At 58.8% G+C, this 22,136-nt stretch carries 19 protein-coding genes; 7 read left to right on the plus strand and 12 right to left on the minus strand.

From position 1 onward, the window contains the following. Positions 1-24: 24 nt before the first annotated feature. The 4 genes from O3S81_RS01865 to trxB all read right to left on the minus strand — a co-directional run bounded on the left by O3S81_RS01865 (position 25) and on the right by trxB (position 4,048). Positions 25-1,137, minus strand: a complete 1,113-nt coding sequence (locus tag O3S81_RS01865) for an alkene reductase (RefSeq protein ID WP_269340565.1) — start codon at positions 1,135-1,137, stop codon at positions 25-27. 124 nt (positions 1,138-1,261) lie between these two features. Continuing rightward, entirely contained in the window at positions 1,262-1,552 is a 291-nt protein-coding gene (locus O3S81_RS01870) for an ArsR/SmtB family transcription factor (protein ID WP_269341382.1), read from the minus strand. Between the two features lie 600 nt (positions 1,553-2,152). Next, positions 2,153-3,049: a LysR family transcriptional regulator VtlR gene (locus O3S81_RS01875; protein WP_034498849.1), complete on the minus strand. Its 897-nt coding sequence runs from the start codon at positions 3,047-3,049 to the stop codon at positions 2,153-2,155. Positions 3,050-3,073: 24 nt separating this feature from the next. After that, positions 3,074-4,048, minus strand: coding sequence for a thioredoxin-disulfide reductase (trxB, locus tag O3S81_RS01880; RefSeq protein ID WP_269340566.1), 975 nt, complete (start codon positions 4,046-4,048; stop codon positions 3,074-3,076). A gap of 267 nt (positions 4,049-4,315) precedes the next feature. On the opposite strand from trxB, the gene O3S81_RS01885 reads away from it, so the two are divergent. Beyond that, on the plus strand, positions 4,316-4,783 hold the full coding sequence (locus tag O3S81_RS01885) for an Lrp/AsnC family transcriptional regulator (protein ID WP_004430414.1): 468 nt from the start codon (positions 4,316-4,318) through the stop codon (positions 4,781-4,783). 30 nt (positions 4,784-4,813) lie between these two features. Here O3S81_RS01885 and O3S81_RS01890 read toward each other — a convergent pair whose 3' ends face one another. Both O3S81_RS01890 and greA read right to left on the minus strand, forming a co-directional pair. After that, entirely contained in the window at positions 4,814-5,869 is a 1,056-nt protein-coding gene (locus tag O3S81_RS01890; RefSeq protein WP_269340567.1) for a glycosyltransferase family 4 protein, read from the minus strand. An 81-nt stretch (positions 5,870-5,950) separates the two neighbouring features. Then, positions 5,951-6,427: a transcription elongation factor GreA gene (greA, locus tag O3S81_RS01895; RefSeq protein ID WP_003522847.1), complete on the minus strand. Its 477-nt coding sequence runs from the start codon at positions 6,425-6,427 to the stop codon at positions 5,951-5,953. A gap of 510 nt (positions 6,428-6,937) precedes the next feature. Here greA and O3S81_RS01900 point away from each other — a divergent pair. Further along, entirely contained in the window at positions 6,938-8,077 is a 1,140-nt protein-coding gene (locus O3S81_RS01900) for a GGDEF domain-containing protein (protein WP_269340568.1), read from the plus strand. A gap of 457 nt (positions 8,078-8,534) precedes the next feature. On the opposite strand, the gene carB is transcribed toward O3S81_RS01900, so the two are convergent. Next, positions 8,535-12,023, minus strand: coding sequence for a carbamoyl-phosphate synthase large subunit (gene carB, locus O3S81_RS01905; protein WP_269340569.1), 3,489 nt, complete (start codon positions 12,021-12,023; stop codon positions 8,535-8,537). Between the two features lie 158 nt (positions 12,024-12,181). Next, positions 12,182-13,048, minus strand: a complete 867-nt coding sequence (locus O3S81_RS01910) for a LytR/AlgR family response regulator transcription factor (protein WP_269340570.1) — start codon at positions 13,046-13,048, stop codon at positions 12,182-12,184. A gap of 47 nt (positions 13,049-13,095) precedes the next feature. On the opposite strand from O3S81_RS01910, the gene O3S81_RS01915 reads away from it, so the two are divergent. Together O3S81_RS01915 and ypfJ are read left to right on the plus strand one after the other, a co-directional pair. Further along, positions 13,096-13,584 (plus strand): DUF2306 domain-containing protein, encoded by a 489-nt coding sequence (locus O3S81_RS01915; RefSeq protein WP_269340571.1) that lies wholly within the window; start codon positions 13,096-13,098, stop codon positions 13,582-13,584. Positions 13,585-13,681: 97 nt separating this feature from the next. Then, positions 13,682-14,614, plus strand: a complete 933-nt coding sequence (gene ypfJ / locus O3S81_RS01920; RefSeq protein WP_269340572.1) for a KPN_02809 family neutral zinc metallopeptidase — start codon at positions 13,682-13,684, stop codon at positions 14,612-14,614. 40 nt (positions 14,615-14,654) lie between these two features. On the opposite strand, the gene O3S81_RS01925 is transcribed toward ypfJ, so the two are convergent. After that, the gene (locus O3S81_RS01925) at positions 14,655-15,134 is read right to left on the minus strand and encodes a DUF2938 domain-containing protein (RefSeq protein WP_269340573.1); all 480 of its coding nucleotides are present in this window, start codon (positions 15,132-15,134) and stop codon (positions 14,655-14,657) included. Positions 15,135-15,428: 294 nt separating this feature from the next. Then, positions 15,429-17,519 (minus strand): methyl-accepting chemotaxis protein McpU, encoded by a 2,091-nt coding sequence (gene mcpU / locus O3S81_RS01930; protein ID WP_269340574.1) that lies wholly within the window; start codon positions 17,517-17,519, stop codon positions 15,429-15,431. 273 nt (positions 17,520-17,792) lie between these two features. On the opposite strand from mcpU, the gene O3S81_RS01935 reads away from it, so the two are divergent. Together O3S81_RS01935 and O3S81_RS01940 are read left to right on the plus strand one after the other, a co-directional pair. After that, positions 17,793-18,203 (plus strand): GNAT family N-acetyltransferase, encoded by a 411-nt coding sequence (locus tag O3S81_RS01935; RefSeq protein ID WP_269340575.1) that lies wholly within the window; start codon positions 17,793-17,795, stop codon positions 18,201-18,203. Between the two features lie 157 nt (positions 18,204-18,360). Next, complete coding sequence (locus O3S81_RS01940) at positions 18,361-19,758, plus strand: MATE family efflux transporter (RefSeq protein WP_269340576.1); 1,398 nt, start codon at positions 18,361-18,363, stop codon at positions 19,756-19,758. A gap of 37 nt (positions 19,759-19,795) precedes the next feature. Here O3S81_RS01940 and carA read toward each other — a convergent pair whose 3' ends face one another. Continuing rightward, positions 19,796-21,001 (minus strand): glutamine-hydrolyzing carbamoyl-phosphate synthase small subunit, encoded by a 1,206-nt coding sequence (carA, locus tag O3S81_RS01945; RefSeq protein ID WP_269340577.1) that lies wholly within the window; start codon positions 20,999-21,001, stop codon positions 19,796-19,798. A gap of 335 nt (positions 21,002-21,336) precedes the next feature. Here carA and O3S81_RS01950 point away from each other — a divergent pair, with 335 nt between their 5' ends. After that, positions 21,337-21,789: a GatB/YqeY domain-containing protein gene (locus O3S81_RS01950; RefSeq protein WP_004430448.1), complete on the plus strand. Its 453-nt coding sequence runs from the start codon at positions 21,337-21,339 to the stop codon at positions 21,787-21,789. Between the two features lie 144 nt (positions 21,790-21,933). On the opposite strand, the gene O3S81_RS01955 is transcribed toward O3S81_RS01950, so the two are convergent. Beyond that, on the minus strand, positions 21,934-22,128 hold the full coding sequence (locus tag O3S81_RS01955; RefSeq protein WP_269340578.1) for a hypothetical protein: 195 nt from the start codon (positions 22,126-22,128) through the stop codon (positions 21,934-21,936). Positions 22,129-22,136 lie beyond the last annotated feature (8 nt).

The raw sequence follows: 22,136 nt of genomic DNA on the forward strand, positions 1-22,136 counted from the left end.
GGTGCAATGCGGCGTTTCGGTTTGTCAGGCGAGCGCCGGATAGTCGGTGTAACCTTCGGCTCCGCCGCCATAGAAGGTCGGCTGGTTCGGCTCGTTCAAGGGCGCGTTGTCCTTGAAGCGGCGCACCAGATCCGGATTGGCGATGAAGGCCTTGCCGAAGGCGACGGCATCGACCTTGCCGCTTTCCACGGCTTCGATGGCGCTTTGACGATCGTAACCATTATTGGCGATCCACAGACCATTGCCGCCGGCATTGCGATAGGCGGCCTTGAAGGCTGCGTAATCGAACGGCTTGTCGCCCTGTTTGAAATCACGCGGGCCACCCGTGGCACCCTCAACGACGTGGATGAAGGCGAGATTGCGCTTGCCGAGTTCTTCCACCACGTAATTGTAAAGCGGCTGGGGATCGGCCTCGAAAATATCGTTGGCCGGGGTGACGGGGGAGAGGCGGATGCCGGTGCGGCCGGCACCGATCTCTTCCGCAACCGCATCGACAACTTCCAGCAGGAAGCGGACGCGATTTTCGATCGAGCCGCCATATTCGTCCGTGCGCTGGTTGGTGCTGGATTTCAGGAACTGCTCGATCAGGTAGCCGTTGGCGGCATGGATTTCGACGCCGTCGAAACCGGCTTCCAGGGCGGCGCGGGCACCGCTGCGGTAATCTTCAAGGATGAGGCCGATATCGTCGATGGTGAGCGCGCGCGGCTCGGAAGTCTCGGCAAAGGCGCCAGTGCCGTCATCATTGATGATATAGGTCTTCGACTTGGCCGGAATGGCGGAAGGAGCGACCGGCTGGCCGCCATGCGGCTGCAGCGAGGTGTGGGAAATGCGGCCCACATGCCAGATCTGCGCAACGATCTTGCCGCCGGCCGAATGTACGCCGTCGGTCACCTGTTTCCAGCCCGCGATCGCTTCCCGCTTGTAGAGGCCCGGAACGTCAGCGTAACCCTGACCCTGCTGGGAGATCGGCGTGCCCTCGGTGACGATCAGCCCGGCCGTGGCGCGCTGCTCGTAATAGGTGGCGTTAAGATTGTTGGGAATTGCCCCCGGCGAACGGTTGCGGGTGAGGGGAGCCATGACGATACGGTTGGCGAGTGCGATATCGCCGGCCTGTGCCGGTTCGAAAAGACTGGTCATGCGACTTCACTTTCTGGTCGGTTGGCAGAGTTGCGCGCCAGGCGCGCTGTCCTTGTTCGGGTGCCGGAGTGAAACCGCGTTGCGGTTTCCTGTCCGGCACCCCGGGGCTCAAAGCTTGGGAGGCTCAGAGATTGGCTTGTAGATAATTGCGGAAGGCGTCGATGGTTTCTTCGTCGCGTTCGAAAAACACCCATTGCCCGACCTTTTTCGACCTGATGAGGCCGGCTGCCTGCAACACCGCCAGATGTGACGAGACGGTGGATTGCGACAGGCCGCTGATCTGAAACTGGTTGGCGCATACGCCCATGCTGAGCGGATGCTCCTGGCAGAAGTGTTTTTCCGGGCACTTCAGCCATTCAAGAAATTTCAGCCTTGCGGGATGCGAAAGGGCCTTGAGGATTTCCTCCGGGTTCATCGATGTTTCTTCAATATCTGACATGTCCGATATTTATATCGGTCATTCTCGATATACAAGTCACGTCTCTGTGAGGATCACGGGGAGCGGGCAGGCAGCTCCAAAAAAGAAGGCCGCTGGATATTTCCGCGGCCTGATAAGTTTGAAGGTTAAAACCTCCAGAGGGGAACAGCTGCCGCGGGCCTTGGGCGAACGTGACAGCTGACTAAAATATGGGAGCGGCAATAATGCAAAACAAGGTTGCATCGTGCGATATTTCGCCAATTCGGAGAAAATTCTTGCGGGTAAAAAAAGAGGGCCGCCGGAAGGATCCAGGGCCCTTTAAGTGTGAAGGTCAAAAACCTCCAGAGGGGAACAGCTGATGCGGTGGAACTGGGAGGAAAAGCCACCGTGTGCATCAGCTGAGAGCGATATGGTGCTTTTTTGTGCACGAAACAACTCTTTTTTGTGCAGGTCAGGCATGCGTGCCGTGCAGCCCTCGATATTTCCGGTATATTTTATGTGCAAAGCTGGAGAAGGGCGCCTGCGCGCCCCTCTCGTTTCTGCCTTTGCAAGGCTTTGAATTTAAAAGATTATCTTTCGACGTCGATTATTTTAACGTCAGAAGTTCCAGTTCCGCGCTTTTGCAACGATGAAGTCGCGGAAGGCTTTCAGCTTTGCAGCGTTTTTCATCTCGTCCGGATAGCAGAAATAGGTATCGAAGGACGGAATGTCTGCGGCGAGCGATAGCTGGATAAGGCCCGGATCGCGGCCGACGATATAATCCGGCAAGCAGGCAATGCCTATCCCCAGCAGGCAGGCGCGCTTGATCGAGGTCTGGCTGTTGATCTGCAGATGCGGCGTGCGCGTATTGTCTGAGGAACGCCCGGCATTTTCCAGCCAGTTGACGTCCAAGAGGTAGTTGGGTGCCGGCTCACCGAAGGAGATGATGCGGTGATTGTCGAGATCCTCGACAGACTGCGGCTCACCATGGCGATTGATGTAGGACGGCGCGGCATAGACGTGCATGTGCACCGTGAACAGCTTGCGCTGGATAAGGTCCGACTGTTGCGGCTGGCGCAAGCGGATGGCGCAATCGGCATGGCGCATGTTCACGTCCAGCTCCTCATTGTCGAGGATGAGCTGGATCGACATTTCCGGATAAAGCTGCAGGAATTCCTGCACCTTGTCCGTCAGCCAGCCCTGGCCGAGACCGACGGTCGTCGTCACGCGCAGCTTGCCGCTCGGCTTTTCCGTTGTTTCGGTGAGCTGCATCTTCACCGTTTCGAGCTTCAGCAGCACGTCATGGGCGGTGCGATACAGCAACTCGCCCTGTTCGGTGAGAATCAGGCCGCGCGCATGGCGATGGAACAGCTTGACGCCGACATCCTGCTCCAGCGCGCTGACCTGACGGCTGATGGCCGACTGGGACAAATGCAGCTTGTCGGCAGCATGGGTGAAAGACCCTGCTTCGGCTGCGGCATGAAAAATGCGCAGTTTATCCCAGTCCAATGGCATTGCCATGCCTATCCTGCCTTTCGGTTATTCCGCTGCGACAGCAAGCGGTTGATGCGCGGTGAGATAACGTTCCGCTTCAAGGGCGGCCATGCAGCCCATGCCGGCGGCGGTGATTGCCTGGCGATAGATATCGTCGGTGACGTCGCCGGCCGCGAAGATGCCTTCCACGTCGGTGGCTGTGGAATCGGGAGCGGTCCACATGTAGCCGTTGTCCTTCAGCTTCACCTTGCCCTTGAACAGTTCGACTGCCGGGGCGTGGCCGATGGCGACAAAGACGCCATCGATCGGCATTTCGCTGACCGCGCCCGTCTTGGTGTCGCGCAGCTTCACGCCGGAGACGGAAGGCGGCATTGGCGGCTTTGCCGGTGCGCCGGTGATCTCGGCGACTTCGGTGTTCCAGAGGATCTTGACGTTTTCCTTCGCGAACAGCCGTTCCTGCAGGATTTTCTCCGAGCGGAAGTTGTCGCGGCGGTGCACGATGGTGACCGACTTGGCGATATGGGCGAGGTACAGCGCTTCTTCCACGGCGGAGTTGCCGCCGCCGACCACGATCACATCCTTGTTGCGATAGAAGAAACCATCGCAGGTGGCGCAGGCGGAGACGCCGAAGCCCTGGAAATGCTGCTCGCTTTCGATGCCGAGCCACTTGGCCTTGGCGCCGGTGGCGATGATCAGCGTGTCGGCAGTCCATACCTGACCGGAATCGGTCCTGACCACGAAAGGCCGGACGTTGGTTTCAACTTCGGTGACGAGGTCGCTGACGATTTCCGCGCCGACATGGGTTGCCTGCTTCAGCATCTGGTCCATCAACCAGGGGCCCTGGATCGGATCGGCGAAGCCCGGATAGTTCTCGACGTCGGTGGTGATCATCAGCTGGCCACCCTGCTCCATGCCGGCAATCAGCACGGGTTTCAGCATTGCGCGGGCCGCGTAGATCGCCGCGGTATAACCGGCGGGACCGGAGCCAATGATCAATACCTTCGTGTGGCGGGCAGACATGGAAACATTCCTTTCAGTAACGGGGTCTTTCGGTCGCAGTGCCTTTCGGCACCCGGGCCCTCCAGCCGCAAGACGGCGAACAGGCCGCAACCCCTTCGTTGCCCGGTATTTAAGGTTGTCTAGTGTCTTTATTCAAGGGCAGCCTTGCGTTACCAACAAGGCAGTTGTGGATGCGCGCGCAATTTTGTGACCGGGCGGTGGCATAATGTTGCGAATCCCGTGCCGAATAGTACAAGGAAGTTCTCCAGCTTAACGAGGTACTTCTCCGTGACCAGCGTCGAACTCGATGCCATCGATCTGAAAATCCTGCGCGAATTGCAGCGCGACGGGCGTATGACCAATGTGGAGCTGGCCGAAAGGGTCGGAATTTCCGCGCCGCCCTGCCTTCGGCGTGTCCGCAAGCTGGAAGAGGCGGGTGTGATCGAGGGTTATCACGCCATGTTGAACGCGCCGAAGCTCGGTTTCGACCTCGTTGCCTTCTGCATGATCGGCCTCAAGCGCCAGTCGGACAGCAATCTCAAGGCCTTTGCGGCGGCAACAGCAGGATGGTCGCTGGTGCGGCAGGCCTGGATGGTGTCGGGTGAAAGCGATTTCCTGCTGCACTGTGTGGCGAAGAACCTGACGGAGTTTCAGGATTTCGTCATCGAAGTTCTGACGGCGGATGAGAATGTCGATACGGTGCGCACCATGCTGACCATCCGTCAGGTCAAACGCGTCGGTCTGGTGGAAATCTAAGCAGCGGACGTCTTGCCGGTTTAGGGGGTATCACCCTCGCCGCAACGCATCATAGACGTCACCGAGACTTGTCGCTTCTTTTTCCAGCGGAAAAGTGCTGCGCACATGCGCCAGCCCGGCACTTGCATGGGCTTTGGCCAGAGCCGGATCGGCCAGATAGATTCCTATCGCATCTCTCAGCGATGTGTAGTCACCCGCATCCACGACGGCCCCGGTCTCGCCCCTGACGATCATTTCCTCATAGGCGCCGGCATTGCTGGCGACGACGGCCGTTTCCGAGGCCATGGCTTCGAGCGGCGTCAGGCCGAAACCTTCGTTGCGGGATGGAGCGACATAAAGCGTCAGCCGCCGGTACCACGGCTTGATGTCATCAACTTCGCCCTGAAACACGATGCGGTCGGCAAGGCCGGCCGCGGCGACGTCAGCCTTGAGCGCATCGCCAAAAGCCTTGTGTTCCGCTGTAACCCGGCCGGAAACCACGGCGGTCCATTGCGGATAGTGGGGCAAAAGCTCGATCATGGCGCGCACGAAGAGGTCGGTGCCCTTCTGGTGGCGCACCCGTCCGAAACAGCCGATCAGATACTGTCCGGGCAGGCCGGTTGCCTCGATCATGTCTTCGGGACCAGTCGCCGGGTGGAACAGCTCGGTATCGACGCCATGCATCACGACGCGATGGGGCACTTCGAGAAACGAACCGGAGCGGGTGCTGGTAGCGACCACCGCATCCATCTTCGAAATCAGAAAGCGTGTATAGCCGGAATGCCGTCTCTGTGCGGCCGAGGTGAAGAGCAGTTTCACCTTCATGCGCAGTACGTCACGCATGAGAATGCCCGGCAGCATTTCCAGATTGCGGCGGGCATGCCAGATACGCGGGCCGCCGAGCGGGCCGTTCTGCCAGAGACGCCACAGATCGCGGAAGCGCACATGCGGCAGATGCGGCGGCAGGCCGGGGCCGATGGTGGCCACCTTCTGCCCAAGCCGGTTCTGCACCGGAATGAGCTGAACGATGGTGGAGGTGACGCCGGAGAGCCTGCGCTTGAAGTTCGGCGCAAGCACCTGCACATCTTTCAGACTGACGTGGGACAAGATGGGCTTCCGTCTTTGCGGCTAAAGAATTGATCAGTCAGAAGACGATGCGCCCGCATGGGGCGCATCGCATCGGGGCAATTAGCCCCACTGCACCGCGAGAATTTCGTAACCCTTGGCACCGCCCGGGGCGTTGACTTCGATGCTGTCGCCGACTTCCTTGCCGATCAGGGCGCGGGCAATGGGCGAGGAGATGGAAATGCGGCCAGCCTTCACATCGGCTTCCTGGTCGCCGACGATCTGATAGGTCTTTTCCTCGTCGCTATCTTCATCCACCAGCTTGACGGTGGCGCCGAACTTGATCTTGGAACCGGACATCTTGGAAAGATCGATGACTTCGGCGCGCGCGGTCAGGTCTTCAAGTTCGGTGATGCGGCCTTCATTGTGGCTCTGGGCTTCCTTGGCAGCATGGTACTCGGCGTTTTCCGAAAGGTCGCCATGGGCGCGCGCTTCCGCAATCGCCTCGATGATACGGGGGCGTTCCTCCTGCTGGCGCCAGCGCAGCTCCTCCTGAAGCTTGACGAATCCACCCTGAGTCATCGGTACTTTTTCTACCATTTTTTTATCCTTCGCATTCCGGTCGCTTTACTTGCAGACACAAAAAGAAACAGGTTCCGGAGGGGAACTCCGGAACCATGCCAAAATCATAACTGAGCCGACTATATCAGAAGACGACAGCGAAATGCCAGTAAATTTGAGGCTCTGATATTTCTCTTTATATTCAATGCCCTGGTCTTATTTCCTGACGATTGTCAATGGAACATAGGGTAAACATAAGTCACGAAGATGTCGACGTCAGGCAGGCTGGCCATTCTCTTCGTCGCGGCAAGGCGCGATGCTTCGCACGCATCTCGACGGGATGGTGGTGGACATCACAAGATCCAGAAAGGATATGTTGTCTACGAAATGCTCGAATAGATTGTTGTATATATTAGAGTTTTATTGTGTATTTAGTGTTTATTTCCAATAATATTTATTTACTGAATATTAATTTGTTATTTTCATTAAAATTTTATACGGAATATTGTAATCCTTCCCGCCGAATTCTATTCAAAAAACGGACATATTATGCTGGGCGAACTCGACCTTGCGACAGTCATACTGATGCAAAAATGTTCTTACATTGTTGGGTTGATGAGTTTTATCTACCTGAGGATGAGTAATCGCTATTTGCCTGGTCCGGTTGCGCTTGCGGCGGGTTTCGCGTCGATGACGATCGGTTCCACGCTTGCAGGTTACGGAGAATGGAACATCGTGTCGCCGGCCCTGTGGCAGCTCGGCAGCGTTGTGTTCGGTATTGCGGGTTATGCGCTCATCTGGCTCGGTCTGAAGGCGTTGAGCGACGGACGCTTCGTCAACCGCAAAACCACAATCCTTGCCTGTCTCGTTGCCGCCCTGGCGGTTGTCGTCGCGGTACAGGTGGCGGACAATAATGCCTTTCGCGCGGCGCTCTTTAATGGTTGTGCAACTCTGGCCTATCTCGGCGGGGCGGTCGTGCTTTTTGCCGGGTGGCGGAAGGAGCCACTTCTCTCCCGTCTGGCGCTGGGCGCGATTACCGGCATCTCCGGCCTGATTTCGCTGTCGGTGATGAAAAGCGTGCTTTTCCCCGACTATGCCACCATCAATCTGGTCAATGCATTTTTCTTCATCATCATGCTGAATTTCGCCATTGCCCTCTTCGTGATGGTGCTGGTGGCCGAGCGGTCCGAACGGAAATTGCTGCTTCTCGCAAATACCGATCCGCTGACGGGCGTCAAGAATCGACGCTTCTTCTTCCAGACCATGCCGGCGACGCCTGATCCCACCGATGCGGCCATGTTGCTGGATATCGATCACTTCAAGTCGATCAATGACCGTTTTGGCCACGCCGTCGGCGATAGTGTCCTGCAGGAGGTGGCAAAGCGCATCGGCGGCAGCATCCGCGGCGGTGATGTGCTGGCGCGTTACGGCGGCGAGGAATTCATCATCTTCCTGCCGGGCGCCGGGGTTCAGAAGGCCCGCATGATCGGCGAACGCATTCGCAGTGCCATCGCGGTGACCGAGGTGGATTGCGGCGGTTTGCGTGTCGGCGTGACGATCAGCATCGGCGTCGCCGCAAGCGGCGATATGAGCTGCGATCTCCTGACGCTTGCCGAAATGGCGGATCGTGCGCTCTACCGGGCAAAGACCGAAGGCCGCAATTGCGTGCGCGAGGCGCTCGCGGCTTAAATATCTGGCAAACCTGAGATCTTCCCGTTTTCCGACGCTAGAGCCCTGGGCTTAGCCCGTTGGCTCTTTCGTCGTATCCGCAGCGGCGCGATGCCGTAAGGCCTCTTTCAGCAGGATTTCGATCTGCGCATTGATGCTGCGCAATTCGCCACTCGCGGTGTGCCGGATTGCGTTCAATATTGCGGGTTCGATTCTAAGCGGAAAAGCCACCCTTTCCGGGCCTGGCGGACGTCCGACCATGACTTAACCCCGCCCGCTCGAGTTCAGGGGAGTGGCGTAGCTGACAGCGGAGGAGGGTTCTTCAGGAATGCAAAAAGACATTATCGGCCTCGGGTGCAAATGACGCCTTTTTGATACGGGGAATGGATTGCAGCGGGATTACGCAAAACAAAACGCCGCGGGCATGGCGACCCGCGGCGTTTTGCTGTCAATCTTGCGGGGGTTTCCCGCAGAAGGCTTAGTTGAAGTAGCTTTGCAGCGGCTTCACTTCCAGATTGCCGGCCTTCAGTGCCTTGATGGCGAGGGCGGCGGCTTCGGCGCCGGCCATCGTCGTGTAGTAGGGCACCTTCTGCATCAGCGTTGCGCGACGCAGCGATTTCGAGTCGGAAATCGCCTTGTTGCTGTCGGTGGTGTTGATGACCAGCTGGACCTGACGGTTGCGAATGGCGTCCTCGATATGCGGGCGGCCTTCCTGCACCTTGTTGATCTTCTCGGCATTGATGCCCTGTTCGGCGAGGAAACGCTGGGTGCCGCCGGTCGCCAGTACCTTGAAGCCGCTTTCCACCAGAATGCGGATGGCGGAAAGAACGCCTTCCTTGTCCTCGTCACGCACCGAAACGAAGACCGTGCCGGAGCGCGGCAGATCGACGCCGGCGCCGAGCTGGCTCTTGGCGAAGGCAAGCGCGAAATCGGTGTCGAGGCCGATGACTTCGCCGGTCGAGCGCATTTCCGGTCCGAGCAGGATGTCGACGCCGGGGAAGCGCGCGAAGGGGAAGACGGCTTCCTTGACAGCAATGTGCTTCAGGTTGCGCGGATCGGGCTTTTCGCCATAGGCGGCGATTGCCGAACCAAGCTTTTCACCGGCCATGACGCGGGCGGCGATCTTTGCGATCGGCGCACCGATGGTCTTGGCGACGAAAGGCACGGTACGCGAGGCGCGCGGATTGACTTCGAGAACGTAGATCGTGCCGTCCTTGATGGCATATTGAACGTTCATCAGGCCACCGACATTCAGCGCCTTGGCAAGAGCCGTCGTCTGACGTTCCAGTTCGTCGAGGGTTTCCTTGCTCAGCGAACGCGACGGCAGCGAGCAGGCCGAGTCACCCGAGTGGATGCCGGCTTCTTCGATATGTTCCATGATGCCGGAAACGAAGACGTTTTCGCCGTCGCACAGCGCATCGACGTCCACTTCGACGGCGTTGGTCAGGTAGCTGTCGAACAGCAGCGGGTTCTTGCCGAGCAGGGTGTTGATCTGACCGGTCTTGTCGTTCGGGTAACGCTGCTTGATGTCCTCAGGCACGAGACCGGGAACGGTGTCGAGCAGATAGGTCTGGAGCTGGCCTTCCGAATGGATGATCTGCATGGCGCGGCCACCCAGAACATAGGACGGGCGCACGACCAGCGGGAAGCCGATTTCCGAGGCGACGAGGCGGGCCTGCTCGACCGAATAGGCGATGCCGTTGTTCGGCTGGGCAAGATCGAGCTTCATCAGCAGCTTCTGGAAGCGATCACGGTCTTCGGCAAGGTCGATCATGTCAGGCGCGGTGCCGAGGATCGGGATACCGTTCTTTTCAAGTGCTTCGGCCAGCTTCAGCGGGGTCTGGCCACCGAACTGCACGATGACGCCGACCAGCTCGCCCTTTTCCTGTTCCGCACGCATGATTTCGATCACGTCTTCGGCCGTCAGCGGCTCGAAATAAAGGCGGTCGGAGGTGTCGTAGTCGGTGGACACGGTTTCCGGGTTGCAGTTGATCATGATGGCTTCGAAGCCGGCATCCTTCAGTGCGAAGGCGGCATGGCAGCAGCAATAATCGAACTCGATGCCCTGGCCGATACGGTTCGGACCGCCGCCGAGGATGACGACCTTCTTGCGGTCGGAAACCTGCGCTTCCGAGCGGGCGGCGCCGACGAAGGGAATTTCATAGGTCGAATACATGTAAGCGGTCGGCGAGGCGAATTCGGCCGCGCAGGTGTCGATACGCTTGAAGACCGGGCGGACATTCAGGCTGTTGCGCAGCTCGGCCACTTCCTTCGGACGCTTGGACGTCAGGCTGGCGAGGCGGGCGTCGGAGAAGCCCATGGCCTTCAGCGTGCGCAGGTTTTCGGCATCCTGCGGCAGGCCGTGCTCGCGGATGCGGGCTTCCATGTCGACGATGGCCTTGAACTGGGCGATGAACCACGGATCGATCTTCGAGTTTTCGTGGACTTCCTCTTCGCTCATGCCCATGCGCAGCGCCTGGGCGACCATGCGCAGGCGATCCGGCGTCGGCGTGCCGATGGCGGCGCGGATGGCGTTCTTGGAGCCTTCGCCTTCCTCGTAACCGGGAATTTCGATTTCATCGAGACCGGTGAGGCCGGTTTCCATGCCGCGTAGCGCCTTCTGCAGCGATTCCGCAAAGGTGCGGCCAATCGCCATGACTTCACCGACCGACTTCATGGCCGTGGTGAGGATCGGAGACGCACCCGGGAATTTTTCGAAGGCGAAACGCGGGATCTTGGTGACGACGTAGTCGATCGACGGTTCGAACGAAGCAGGTGTTGCGCCGCCGGTGATGTCGTTTTCCAGTTCGTCCAGCGTATAACCGATGGCGAGCTTGGCGGCGATCTTGGCGATCGGGAAGCCGGTTGCCTTGGAGGCCAGAGCGGACGAGCGCGATACGCGCGGGTTCATTTCGATGACGACGAGGCGGCCATCCTTCGGGTTGACGGCGAACTGCACGTTCGAGCCGCCGGTTTCCACGCCGATTTCACGCAGCACCGCAATCGAGGCGTTGCGCATGATCTGGTATTCCTTGTCGGTCAAGGTCAGCGCCGGCGCGACAGTGATCGAGTCACCCGTATGGACACCCATCGGATCGATGTTTTCGATGGAGCAGATGATGATGCAGTTATCCGCCTTGTCGCGGACGACTTCCATCTCATATTCCTTCCAGCCGAGGACCGATTCTTCGACCAGAACTTCGGTGGTCGGCGAGGCGTCGAGACCGCCCGAGACGATGTCGAAGAATTCCGAACGGTTATAGGCAATGCCGCCGCCGGTGCCGCCGAGCGTGAAGGACGGACGGATGATGGCGGGCAGGCCGACATGGTCGATGGCCTGGGCGGCAATCGCCATGGCATGGGCCATGTAACGCTGCTTGCGGTCGGTTTCGCCGAGGTTCCACTGGTTTTCGAGGTCGTCCAGCGCCTTGTCGAGTTCCGGGCCGGAAAGCTTGCCCTTCAGTTCGGTGCGGGCGACTTCGTGCTTCTTGCGGTCGGCATCCTTGATTTCGGTGGCGTTGGCCAGCATGGATTTCGGCGTTTCGAGGCCGATGCGTGCCATGGCTTCGCGGAAGAGGGCGCGATCTTCGGCCATGTCGATGGCTTCCGGCTTGGCGCCGATCATTTCCACATTGTAGCGGTCGAGAACGCCCATGCGCTTGAGAGAAAGCGCGGTGTTGAGCGCGGTCTGGCCGCCCATGGTCGGCAGAAGCGCGTCCGGACGCTCCTTGGCGATGATCTTGGCGACGACTTCAGGGGTGATCGGCTCGACATAGGTGGCGTCGGCAAGGCCCGGATCGGTCATGATCGTTGCCGGGTTGGAGTTGACCAGAATGACCCGGTAACCCTCTTCTTTCAGCGCCTTGCAGGCCTGCGTGCCGGAATAGTCGAATTCACATGCCTGACCGATGACGATCGGTCCCGCGCCGATGATGAGGATGGACTTGATATCTTGGCGCTTCGGCATGGGCTCTCTCGTTCCGCTTTTTGGTTGCGCAAAACACCGGCCAGGGTGGAAGATCACCGGCCGGGGAGCGCAATTCAAATGTTTTCAGGCTAGAAGCGGCTTATAGGCAAATGTTTTTGAGAACGGAACCCCATAAATTCCGGAATCGACAGAAACTCTTAACGGGCAGGGACAAGGGCGGCAAAACGAGCCTGTACCACTGCACTATAGGAGCGGCTGACGGGGATTTCCGATCCGTCTCTGGTGATGACATGCAGACGGCCGGCCTGTTTGCGCAGGGAGACGACGTCGGCATCGGCGATCCAGTGCGACCGGTGCACCTGCAAACCCGCCGTCTGGCCGATTTCTTTCAGCGCATCGGAAAAGCGCAGCAGAACGAGTTGCTGCCCGCGCGTGGTGACGATGTGCGTATAATGATCCTGCACCGATAGCCGCAGCAATTCTCCGCGCTTTTGCGGCGGCAGCCGCTCCAGCAAGGGGATGCTGCCTTTCACGTCCCAATCGGCATTTGCATTCGTGCCCGTTTCAGCGTCGGCCACTTTTTCGAAGGACTGGCGGGTCGTGAGGTAACTCAACAGGCAAAAGATCGCGCAGAGGGGCAGGGATGAGAGGCTGCTCTTCAGAAACGGCGTGAAACCCATCTCCCTGCCGTAGAAGATTAGATTGGTGATGGTGAGCAGCAGCCCGATCGGCAGCGCCGCCGTCAGCGAGCCGATCATCATGCGCGTCAGCAGGTGGCTGATGTGGCCTGCAAGGAGTGTATTGGCGATGATTGAAAAGGAAATGGCGAGCATCCAGGCGCCTACCTGCACGATCGTCCAGTAGAGCAGCCGATCGGCGAAGCTCATGGTCTCGCTGGTGCCGAAAGGTCCGGTCAGGATGAAGATCGCCAATATGGCGAGAAATGTCAGCCATAGCCGCCGCGATTGCAGGATGGCGTGCATTTCACGAAGCGTGGATTGCAGATACGGGTGATCCACGAAGTTTTCCTGCGGTTGGCGCCAATCCGTTTTTCTTGTCCGCATGTTTTGCCGAAATTGCCGGTGATTTCAACCGAGCCGAAACAGCGCCCATGTCATTTCAGCCTTTGTTAGATGCACCGCTTGCCGTGCAGTTCCATGTCGCCACCGTCGTGCCCGCCGCCATTCTCGGTGCCTTCATTTTTCTGCGCCCCAAGGGCACCGCCATCCACCGTCTGCTGGGCAAGATCTGGGTGGTGCTGATGGTTGCGACGTCCGTTTCAACCTTCTTCATCCATGAGCTGCGGATGTTTTACGTCTTCAGCCCGATCCATCTTTTGTCGATTTTCAGCATATATGGCTGTCTGCAATCGGTCTATTTCGCGCGCCGCGGCGATATCAGACGTCATATGCGCATCATGCAGAGCGTTTATCTCGGCGGCATCGTGATTGCCGGCGGCTTCACCTTCGTTCCGGGGCGAATCATGCATGCGGTTGCTTTCGGCGACGGCGAAGCCGGTTTTGCGGTCTTTTCCGCCGGTATTCTCCTTTTTGCCTTCCTGTTTCTGACCGTATTGAGACAGAGACGCAGGACCGCGTGAAAGCTTCGGCTCTTCCCCTCTGCTTTCTTCCGGAACAAGATGTATTATAGTGCCGTTATAAGGCAGCTTGTTAAGGCGGTATCGCCGGGAGAAGAGCATGGAATGGAGAGGGCGCCGCCAGTCGGACAATATCGAGGACCGGCGCGGCATGTCGGCGGGATCGGGGCCAGGCGGTAGCGATCCTTTTTCCCGTGGGGGCATGCGGGTGCCGATCGGGCGTCGCGGTGGCGGCATCGGCATTGGCGGCATTGTGGTCATCCTGCTGATAAGCTGGGTGCTTGGCATCAACCCGCTGACGCTGCTTTCGGGCGGCGATATTTCTCTGGATGGCGGCGGCACGACGCAGCAATCCGGTGGCCAGCAGGCGGGCACGCGTCCGCAAGGCCAATCATCGGACGAGACGACGGCTTTCGTACGCACCGTGCTGGCCGAGACGGAAGATACATGGAGCGGCATCTTCCAGTCTGCCGGTGAGACCTATCAGAAACCGACACTGGTTCTGTTCTCCGGTCAGGTGTCTTCGGCTTGCGGTTATGCTTCCGCCGCCAGTGGCCCGTTTTATTGCCCGGGTGACCGCAAGGTCTATCTCGACACCAGTTTCTTCAACGAACTGGACAAGCGTTTCGGCGCCGCCGGCGATTTTGCGCAGGCTTACGTGATTGCGCATGAGGTGGGCCACCATATCCAGAACCTCACCGGCGTCCTGCCGGAGTTCAACCGCCGCCGCCAGTCCATGAGCCAGACGGATGCGAACAAGATGTCGGTGCGCGTCGAGCTTCAGGCCGATTGTTATGCCGGTATCTGGGGCAAGTTCACCGAGCAGAAGGGCATTCTCGAAACCGGCGACCTTGAGGAGGCGCTGAACGCCGCCCATCAGATTGGCGACGACACGCTGCAGAAGCAGACGCAGGGCTATGTGGTGCCGGACAGTTTCAACCACGGCACCTCCGCACAGCGCATGGAATGGTTCAAGCGCGGTTTCCAGAGCGGCCGTGTCGAAGATTGCGACACTTTCTCGGCGAATATCTGAGGATTGGACAGGAGAGGGGGCTTTTCAGCCCCCTTTTCATTTAGCGCATCAAAAGCGCCACGGCATACATGCCGAGGGCGAAAACCGTATGGGCCACAAGGTTGAGAAAGCGGACCTTTGTGGGGTTTGGCGTTTTCGACGCCGCCCAGCCGATGCCCAGCCCCGGCTGTAGCAGGAACCAGCCTGCACCGACCGTGACGATGCCGACGATCCACGGCGCGATGAAGGACGGATTGGCAAACCACGTGGCCGGAACGACCAATGCAAGAATGACGCCGTAAAGAATGCCGACGGCGTAGTGCGAAATCCAGCCGAGCGCCAGTTCGTATTCATAAGGTTCAGCTGTGGCGATGCTGTCGTGGAATATCCGGCCCTTCGGTACATGCCAGAACCAGCGGCCGACCGGCGCCCAGTTCGGTGCGGACTGGCCGAAAAACCGGTGCAGTATGATTGCCCAAATATCCATAAAGACGGTGCCGCCAATGCCCATGGCAATGCCGCGCCAAATCAGTTCCAGCATGAATCCCTCCGCATGATCATGATCGATCAAGCTCTAGCGGATTGGCACGATGGCGGGAACAGGCTTTTTCGATCGCAGGGATTGGACAAGAAAAATGGCCGGATTGCTCCGGCCATGAGGGAGGTTGCAACCTCCCCTCCGTCATGCTCTAGCTTGTCCCGAGCATCTGCAACGTATCCGTTGAATGAGAGGTGGTTGGATCCCCGGGACAAGCCCGAGGATGACGTCGAGAGTAGATGGCGGTTGGCCGTGATCTGGTTGCCATAGCGATCCGGCCAATGTCGTTCTTTCCCTTTAAGCAGCCCGCCCATATTCCGCCTGCCGCCGTGTGGCTGATGCAAGCTGGAACTGTGCGAGCAGCTCATTGAGCGCCGCCGCTTCCGAGGCGAGCCCGTGGCTTGCCGCCGTCTGTTCTTCGACCATGGCGGCATTCTGCTGCGTGCCCTGATCGATGGTGTTGATGGCGGTGTTGATTTCCTGAAGCCCGGTCGACTGTTCGCGCGACGAGGTCACGATGGCGTCGATATGGCGGTTGATCTCCTGCACTTCGCGGACGATGGTTTCCAGCGCCTTGCCGGCATTGCCGACGAGATCGACGCCGGACTGCACCTGCGATGTCGAGGCATTAATCAGTGTCTTGATTTCCTTCGCCGCATTGGCCGAGCGCTGGGCAAGTTCGCGCACTTCCTGGGCGACGACGGCAAAGCCCTTGCCGGCCTCACCGGCGCGGGCGGCTTCCACACCGGCATTCAGCGCCAGCAGGTTGGTCTGGAAGGCGATCTCGTCGATGACGCCGATGATGTTGCTGATCTCCGACGACGATTTTTCGATGCCTTCCATGGCGCGCACGGCGTCCTCGACGATGACGCCGGACTGTTCGGCATTGCTACGGGCGCGATCGACCAGACGACCGACCTCTTCGGCACGGCGGGCGGAATCTTTCACCGTCGTGGTGATTTCCTCGAGCGCCGCCGCGGTCTCTTCCACGGAGGCCGCCTGTTGCTCGGTGCGCCGCGCCAGATCGTCGGCGGACTGGCGGATTTCTCCGGCGCCGGCATCGATGGCGCGTGCATTCTGGCCGACGGTGCTGAGGGCGGCATTCAGCTTGGCGACGGAATTGTTGAAATCGTCGCGCAGGCGGTCGATGCGGGCCACGAAAGGCGTGTCGATGCGATAGTTGAGATCGCCATCCGAGAGATGCGCCAGCCCCCTGGCCAGCGAATCGACAGCGAACTGGATGTCCGCAGCGTCCTTTGCCGCCAGCCTTTCGCGCTGGTTGCGTTCCTGTTCGGAAAGCGTGCGGTTTTCTTCGGCATCGCCTTCAAGCCGCAGGCGCTCCATGGCGTTCGATCGGAACACGGCAACCGCCGCGGCCATCGAGCCGATCTGGTCGGTGCGTTCCTGGCCGGGAATGGCGACATCGAGATTGCCGGACGCAAGCCCTTCCATGGCCGAGGTCATCTGCGTGACCGGGCGGACGATGAAACGGGAGAGCACGGTCGCAAGCAGGCCGATCATGATCGCGGCGGCTAGAACGGTGGCGATGGTTGCCGCCAGCCGGAACTGGCCGATCGCGCTGTAGGCGACGTCGGAATCGACGACGAAACCGAGATACCAGTCGACCGAAGGCAGGCCGGCGACCGGAATGAAGCTGGTGATCTTGCCCTTGCCATCGATTTCGGTCTGCGAAATCGCCGAGGAAATCGCAGGTGTGTTGACCTGGAAGAGATCGGCCAGCGGCTTGTCGACGAATTTCGGATCGGGATGAATGAGGATCTTGCCGTCCTTGCTGACGAGAAAGGCATATCCGTCCGTGCCGGCATCCACCGACTTGATCATCTTCACCAGCGAATCCAGCGAAAAATCGCTGCCCGTCACGCCGGCGAGCTTGCCATCGATGGAGACGGGAATGGCGGCGGTGATGATGAGGCCGCCGGTCGATGCATCATTGTAGGGTTCCGTCAGAACCGTCTTGCCGGCTTTTACCGCATCCAGATACCACGGGCGCTTGCGCGGATCATAGCCTTCCGGCAGCGGCGTTTTCGGGAAGGTGGTGAAAGTGCCGGTTTCGGCATTGCCGAAATAGGTCGACATGAACTGCGCCGTCAGGACATCGTTTTCCAGAAAGTGCAGTTTCGCTTCGTCATCCGGAAGTTTGGCCAGCGTCTTTGCCACCGTTTCGGTCAGCATGATGCGGCCATTCAGCCAGTTGGCGATGCTTTGCGCGGCCTGCTTGCCGGAAGAATCGATGTTTTCCGCCACCGCTTCCGTCGTGACCCGGTGCTGGAGACTGTCAATGTAGAAAGAAAAGCCCGCAAAGGCGGCGACGACAAGTGATGACGCCGCAAACAGGATGCGGGTCATGAGATTGGTTTTCTTGGACAAGCTATAGATCCTTTGAGCCGGATGTACCCTTCAGGTCATCTTTGACAATGGTGGGGAAAACATGCCTCAAAGGCGGGAATATTCTGCATCATGCAGCTTATGATTTAAAAGAACTATTCAATGCTCTAATTAATAAAGAGAAATGGTAAAGTTCGACTAAATCTGTCCTAACGCGATGGGAGATAAGTCGGAATCGGTGTCGTCGCTTGACCGTCATGTTGGGGTCACCATCCAGGCCGTATTGTGTCTTCCGCACGACGCGGGAGATGCTGCATGCTTGAAATACTGGAACCGATCCCCGACTATGTAGCTCAGTGGATTTCACTGGGTATTGCGCGCAGCAATGAGGCCTGCGCCGTTCATCGAGAAAACTTTGCCATTGTCCTCGGCATGGACGATGAAGTCTTTGGTGGCGGTGTCACCGCGTCGGTTTCGTTTGCAGTCCTCTTTATCAACAATCTATGGGTTGCAGAAGCGCACCGCCGGTCCGGCGAGGGGCGAAGGCTAATGTTTGCGGCGGAGGATGAAGGCCGTAGGAGAGGTGCTAAAATTGCCTGTGTCGATACCCTCTCAAGTCAGGCTCCGGACTTCTACGCCAAGCTGGGTTATGAGGAGTTTGCACGGGTGCGTGGCGAAAACGGCGGCCAACCGCTTCATCGCATCTGGCTACAAAAGATTTTATAATGACATGCCGTTTGCATTGAACCGGAGCCCACTATCATCCTGCGTAAATTTTGATCATTTCTCTGCAAAGGTTGCGTGCGGGAGGGGAATATTTTATTCATCACCGTGCTGCCGTTGCGCAATTCGCGGGCAACGGCCAAGGTTCAGGTGAATTACAATGTCTTCGTCGGTTGTTGCAGGAACCGTTCCTTCCGGATCGGGGTCGTGGTTTTCGCATTTCAAGGCTACGCTTGTGCTGGGAATTCCACTTATCGGCGCACAGCTCGCACAGCTTGGCATCCACACCACGGATATGGTCATTGTCGGCCAGTTGGGTGCTGAAAAGCTTGCGGCCATGGTGCTGGCCGGGCAGTTCTTCTTCGTCGTCTTCATTTTCGGCTCGGGATTTTCGGTCGCCGTCGTGCCGATGGTGGCACAGGCCTATGGGCAGGGCGATGCAACATCTGCGCGCCGCTCGCTGCGCATGGGCATGTGGGTGGCGATTGCCTATTGGCTGCTGGCGCTGCCGATCTTCATGAATGCCGAGCGCATTCTGATTGCCCTTGGACAGAATCCCAATGTGGCGGCACTCACCGGCCACTATCTCGCCATCGCCAAGTTCGGCCTTTTGCCGGCGCTGCTGTTTTATGTGCTGCGCGGGCTTGTCAGCGCCATCGGGCGGGCGGGCATCATTCTTTATGTCACCATCATCATGCTGGTGATGAACGGGATACTGGCTTATGCGCTGGTGTTCGGCCATTTCGGCCTGCCGGTTATGGGCATGAACGGTGCTGCCGTCGTTGCCGTCATCGTCAATGCTTTCAGCTTCATCTTCATCGTCGCTTATGTGCAGACGCGCGAGGAAACCAGGAAATACGAGCTGTTCGTGCGTTTCTGGCGACCTGACTGGCATGCGCTCTTCGAGGTGCTGCGTCTCGGCCTGCCGATCAGCATCACCATTCTTGCCGAAGTGACGCTGTTTGCCGCCGCTTCGATCCTGATGGGGCAGATCGGCACGGTGCAGCTTGCCGCCCACGGTATTGCCCTGCAGCTTGCCTCCATCGCCTTCATGATTCCTCTTGGTCTCTCCCAGGCGGCGACGGTTCGCGTGGGCGTGGCACGCGGGCAGGGGGATTTTAAAAATCTCGTCCGCGCCTCGATCATGATTTACGCTATCGCCTGCGGCATCGCCATTTGCGGCGGTATCCTGTTTGCGGCGGTACCGGAATTTCTGGCGAAATGGTTCCTCGATCCGAAGTTGCCTGAAGCTGCGGAAGTGCTTGCCTATGCCAGCAGTCTCGTGGTGATCGCCGGCATTTTCCAGCTGGTGGACGGTATTCAGGCCGTGACGGCGGGCCTGCTGCGCGGATTGAAGGATGCACGCATCCCGGCGATGCTGGCGCTGATCTCCTATTGGCCGATCGGGCTGGCGCTCGCCTGGACCATGGCTTTCCCGCTGGGCTTTGGCGGGCGCGGCGTCTGGTTCGGCTTTGTTATCGGCCTTTCGACGGCCGCCGTTCTTCTCACCATCCGCTTCGTGCTCTTGGTGAAGCGTGAAATGCAAACGGCCCGCTGAGAAGCGGGCCGCATGTAACTTCCGGATTTAAAAGGTATCAGCGCTCGGCGAGCGCTGCCTCACCCTTCTTTTCACGCAGCAGGTTGACGAAGCGGCGGAAGAGATAGTGGCTGTCCTGCGGGCCGGGCGATGCTTCCGGGTGGTGCTGGACGGAGAAGACCGGCTTACCGACGATGCGCAGGCCGCAATTGGTGCCATCGAACAGCGAGATGTGGGTCTCTTCGACGCCTTCGGGCAGCGACTTGGTGTCGACCGCAAAGCCGTGGTTCATCGAGACGATTTCCACCTTGCCGGTCGTGAAGTCCTTGACCGGGTGGTTGGCGCCGTGATGGCCCTGATGCATCTTCTCGGTCTTTGCGCCAACGGCAAGACCGAGCATCTGGTGACCGAGGCAGATGCCGAAGATCGGCAGCTCGCTCTTGATGAGGTTCTGGATGACCGGTACGGCATATTCGCCCGTTGCGGCCGGGTCTCCCGGACCGTTGGAGAGGAAGACGCCATCCGGCTTCAGCGCCAGAATGTCTTCAGCAGAAGTCTGGGCCGGAACCACCGTCACCTTGCAGTCGAGACCGGCAAAGAGGCGCAGAATGTTGCGCTTGACGCCGAAATCGACGCAGACGACGTGGTACTTCGCATCGGCTTCGCCGAGCGTGCCGTAACCCTTGTTCCACACCCACGGTGTTTCCGTCCAGGTGGAGGACTGGCCGGAAGTCGCTTCGATGGCGAGATCGAGGCCGACGAGGCCGCTCCAGGCTTTCGCTTCCGCCTTCAGCGCTTCGATGTCGAAGACGCCGTTCGGATCATGGGCGATGACCGCATTCGGCGCACCGTTTTCGCGGATCCAGGCCGTCAGCGCGCGGGTGTCGATGCCGCAAAGGCCGATGACGCCGCGCGCCTTCAGCCAGGCATCGAGATGCTTGGCGGCGCGGAAGTTCGACGGATCGGTGATGTCAGCCTTGAAGATGACGCCGACGGCGCCGCGGCGGGCGGCGGGTGTCAGGTCTTCAATGTCTTCCTCGTTGGTGCCGACATTGCCGATATGCGGGAAGGTGAAGGTGACGATCTGGCCGAGATAGGAAGGGTCCGTCAGGATTTCCTCGTAACCCGTCAGCGCCGTGTTGAAGCAGACTTCGGCCTGAACCTTGCCGGTTGCGCCGATGCCTGTGCCTTCAATGACGGTGCCATCGGCAAGAACAAGCATTGCGGTCGGTTTGCGGGTAGTCCAGGGCGCTGTCTCGGTCATCTCGTTCCGTTTCTGCCGCTTCGCACCCCGCCTCTTGAAAGGCAGGGGGTAAGGGGCCATTTTTGTCGCAGGCTTCGTGACATAAAGGGGCGCGCGATAAAGCTCGCGTTCCGACCCTTCGTTAAAATCTCGTGCAGGTGCCGGAAAATAACGAAAGCAGCCCAAGCGGTCAACCGCAGGCCCAAGATTTACGCGGATTTAAGCTGTCGTAGATTCAAGGGCTTATGCAATTGATTTGCTTGAGCGTGTTTGCTCGTTTATGTCGTTGCGAAAAATAAGGCGGAAAGTTTGCCGATCAGGAAGCTGCGGAATGGGCTTTCCCAAGGAGAAGAAAAATGCTGCGCGACGTGTTCGCTAATACTTTGAAAGATGCGCTGAAGGCTCGTGATGCACGCCGCACCTCGACCGTGCGTCTCATCCAGACCGCTATCAAGGATCGCGATATCGCCAATCGCGGCGTGGGCAAGGACCCCGTCAGCGATGAGGATATCATGCAGATTCTGACCAAGATGGTGAAGCAGCGGGAAGAGTCCGCCACCATTTATGAAGGTGCCGGCCGTCCCGAGCTTGCCGCTCAGGAGCGCGAGGAAATCGTCATCATCAAGGAATTCATGCCGGAAGAAATCCCGGCCGAAAAAGTGCGCGAACTCTGCCAGGCCGTCATCACCGAGACCGGTGCCTCCGGCCTGCGCGACATGGGCAAGTGCATGAATGCGCTGAAAGAGCGTTATCCCGGCCAGATCGACTTTGCGAAGGCCTCGGGTGTCGTCAAGGATTTGCTGAAGTAAGTTCAAGCATCCGGCAAAAAGTAAAGGCAGGGCAGATGTGGGCTGCCCTGCCTTTTTTCTGCCGACGAAAGCGCATTCCAGCGGATCAGAATGCGGTCCGTCACAGGCTTTTCGGGGGGGACGTGCCTGCGGGTGTCGGCAGATTTAGCGAATATTCATCGCGCTTTCTGTGGTTACATTTTTATATCGCTGACGCGTGCGGCTCAAATTACAAAAACATAATTTTTGGTGATGTTGCACTGCCATAAATTCGCCGGAAGCCGGCGCAATGGCGGCATCGGTTTTCATCTCTGTGACCTGTGAATATCGGGTATTGTCTTTCTTTGGGTTGGTGCTCACGCCTTTCT

Source organism: Agrobacterium sp. SOY23, assembly GCF_027212525.1.
GTDB classification, from domain to species: domain Bacteria; phylum Pseudomonadota; class Alphaproteobacteria; order Rhizobiales; family Rhizobiaceae; genus Agrobacterium; species Agrobacterium tumefaciens_I.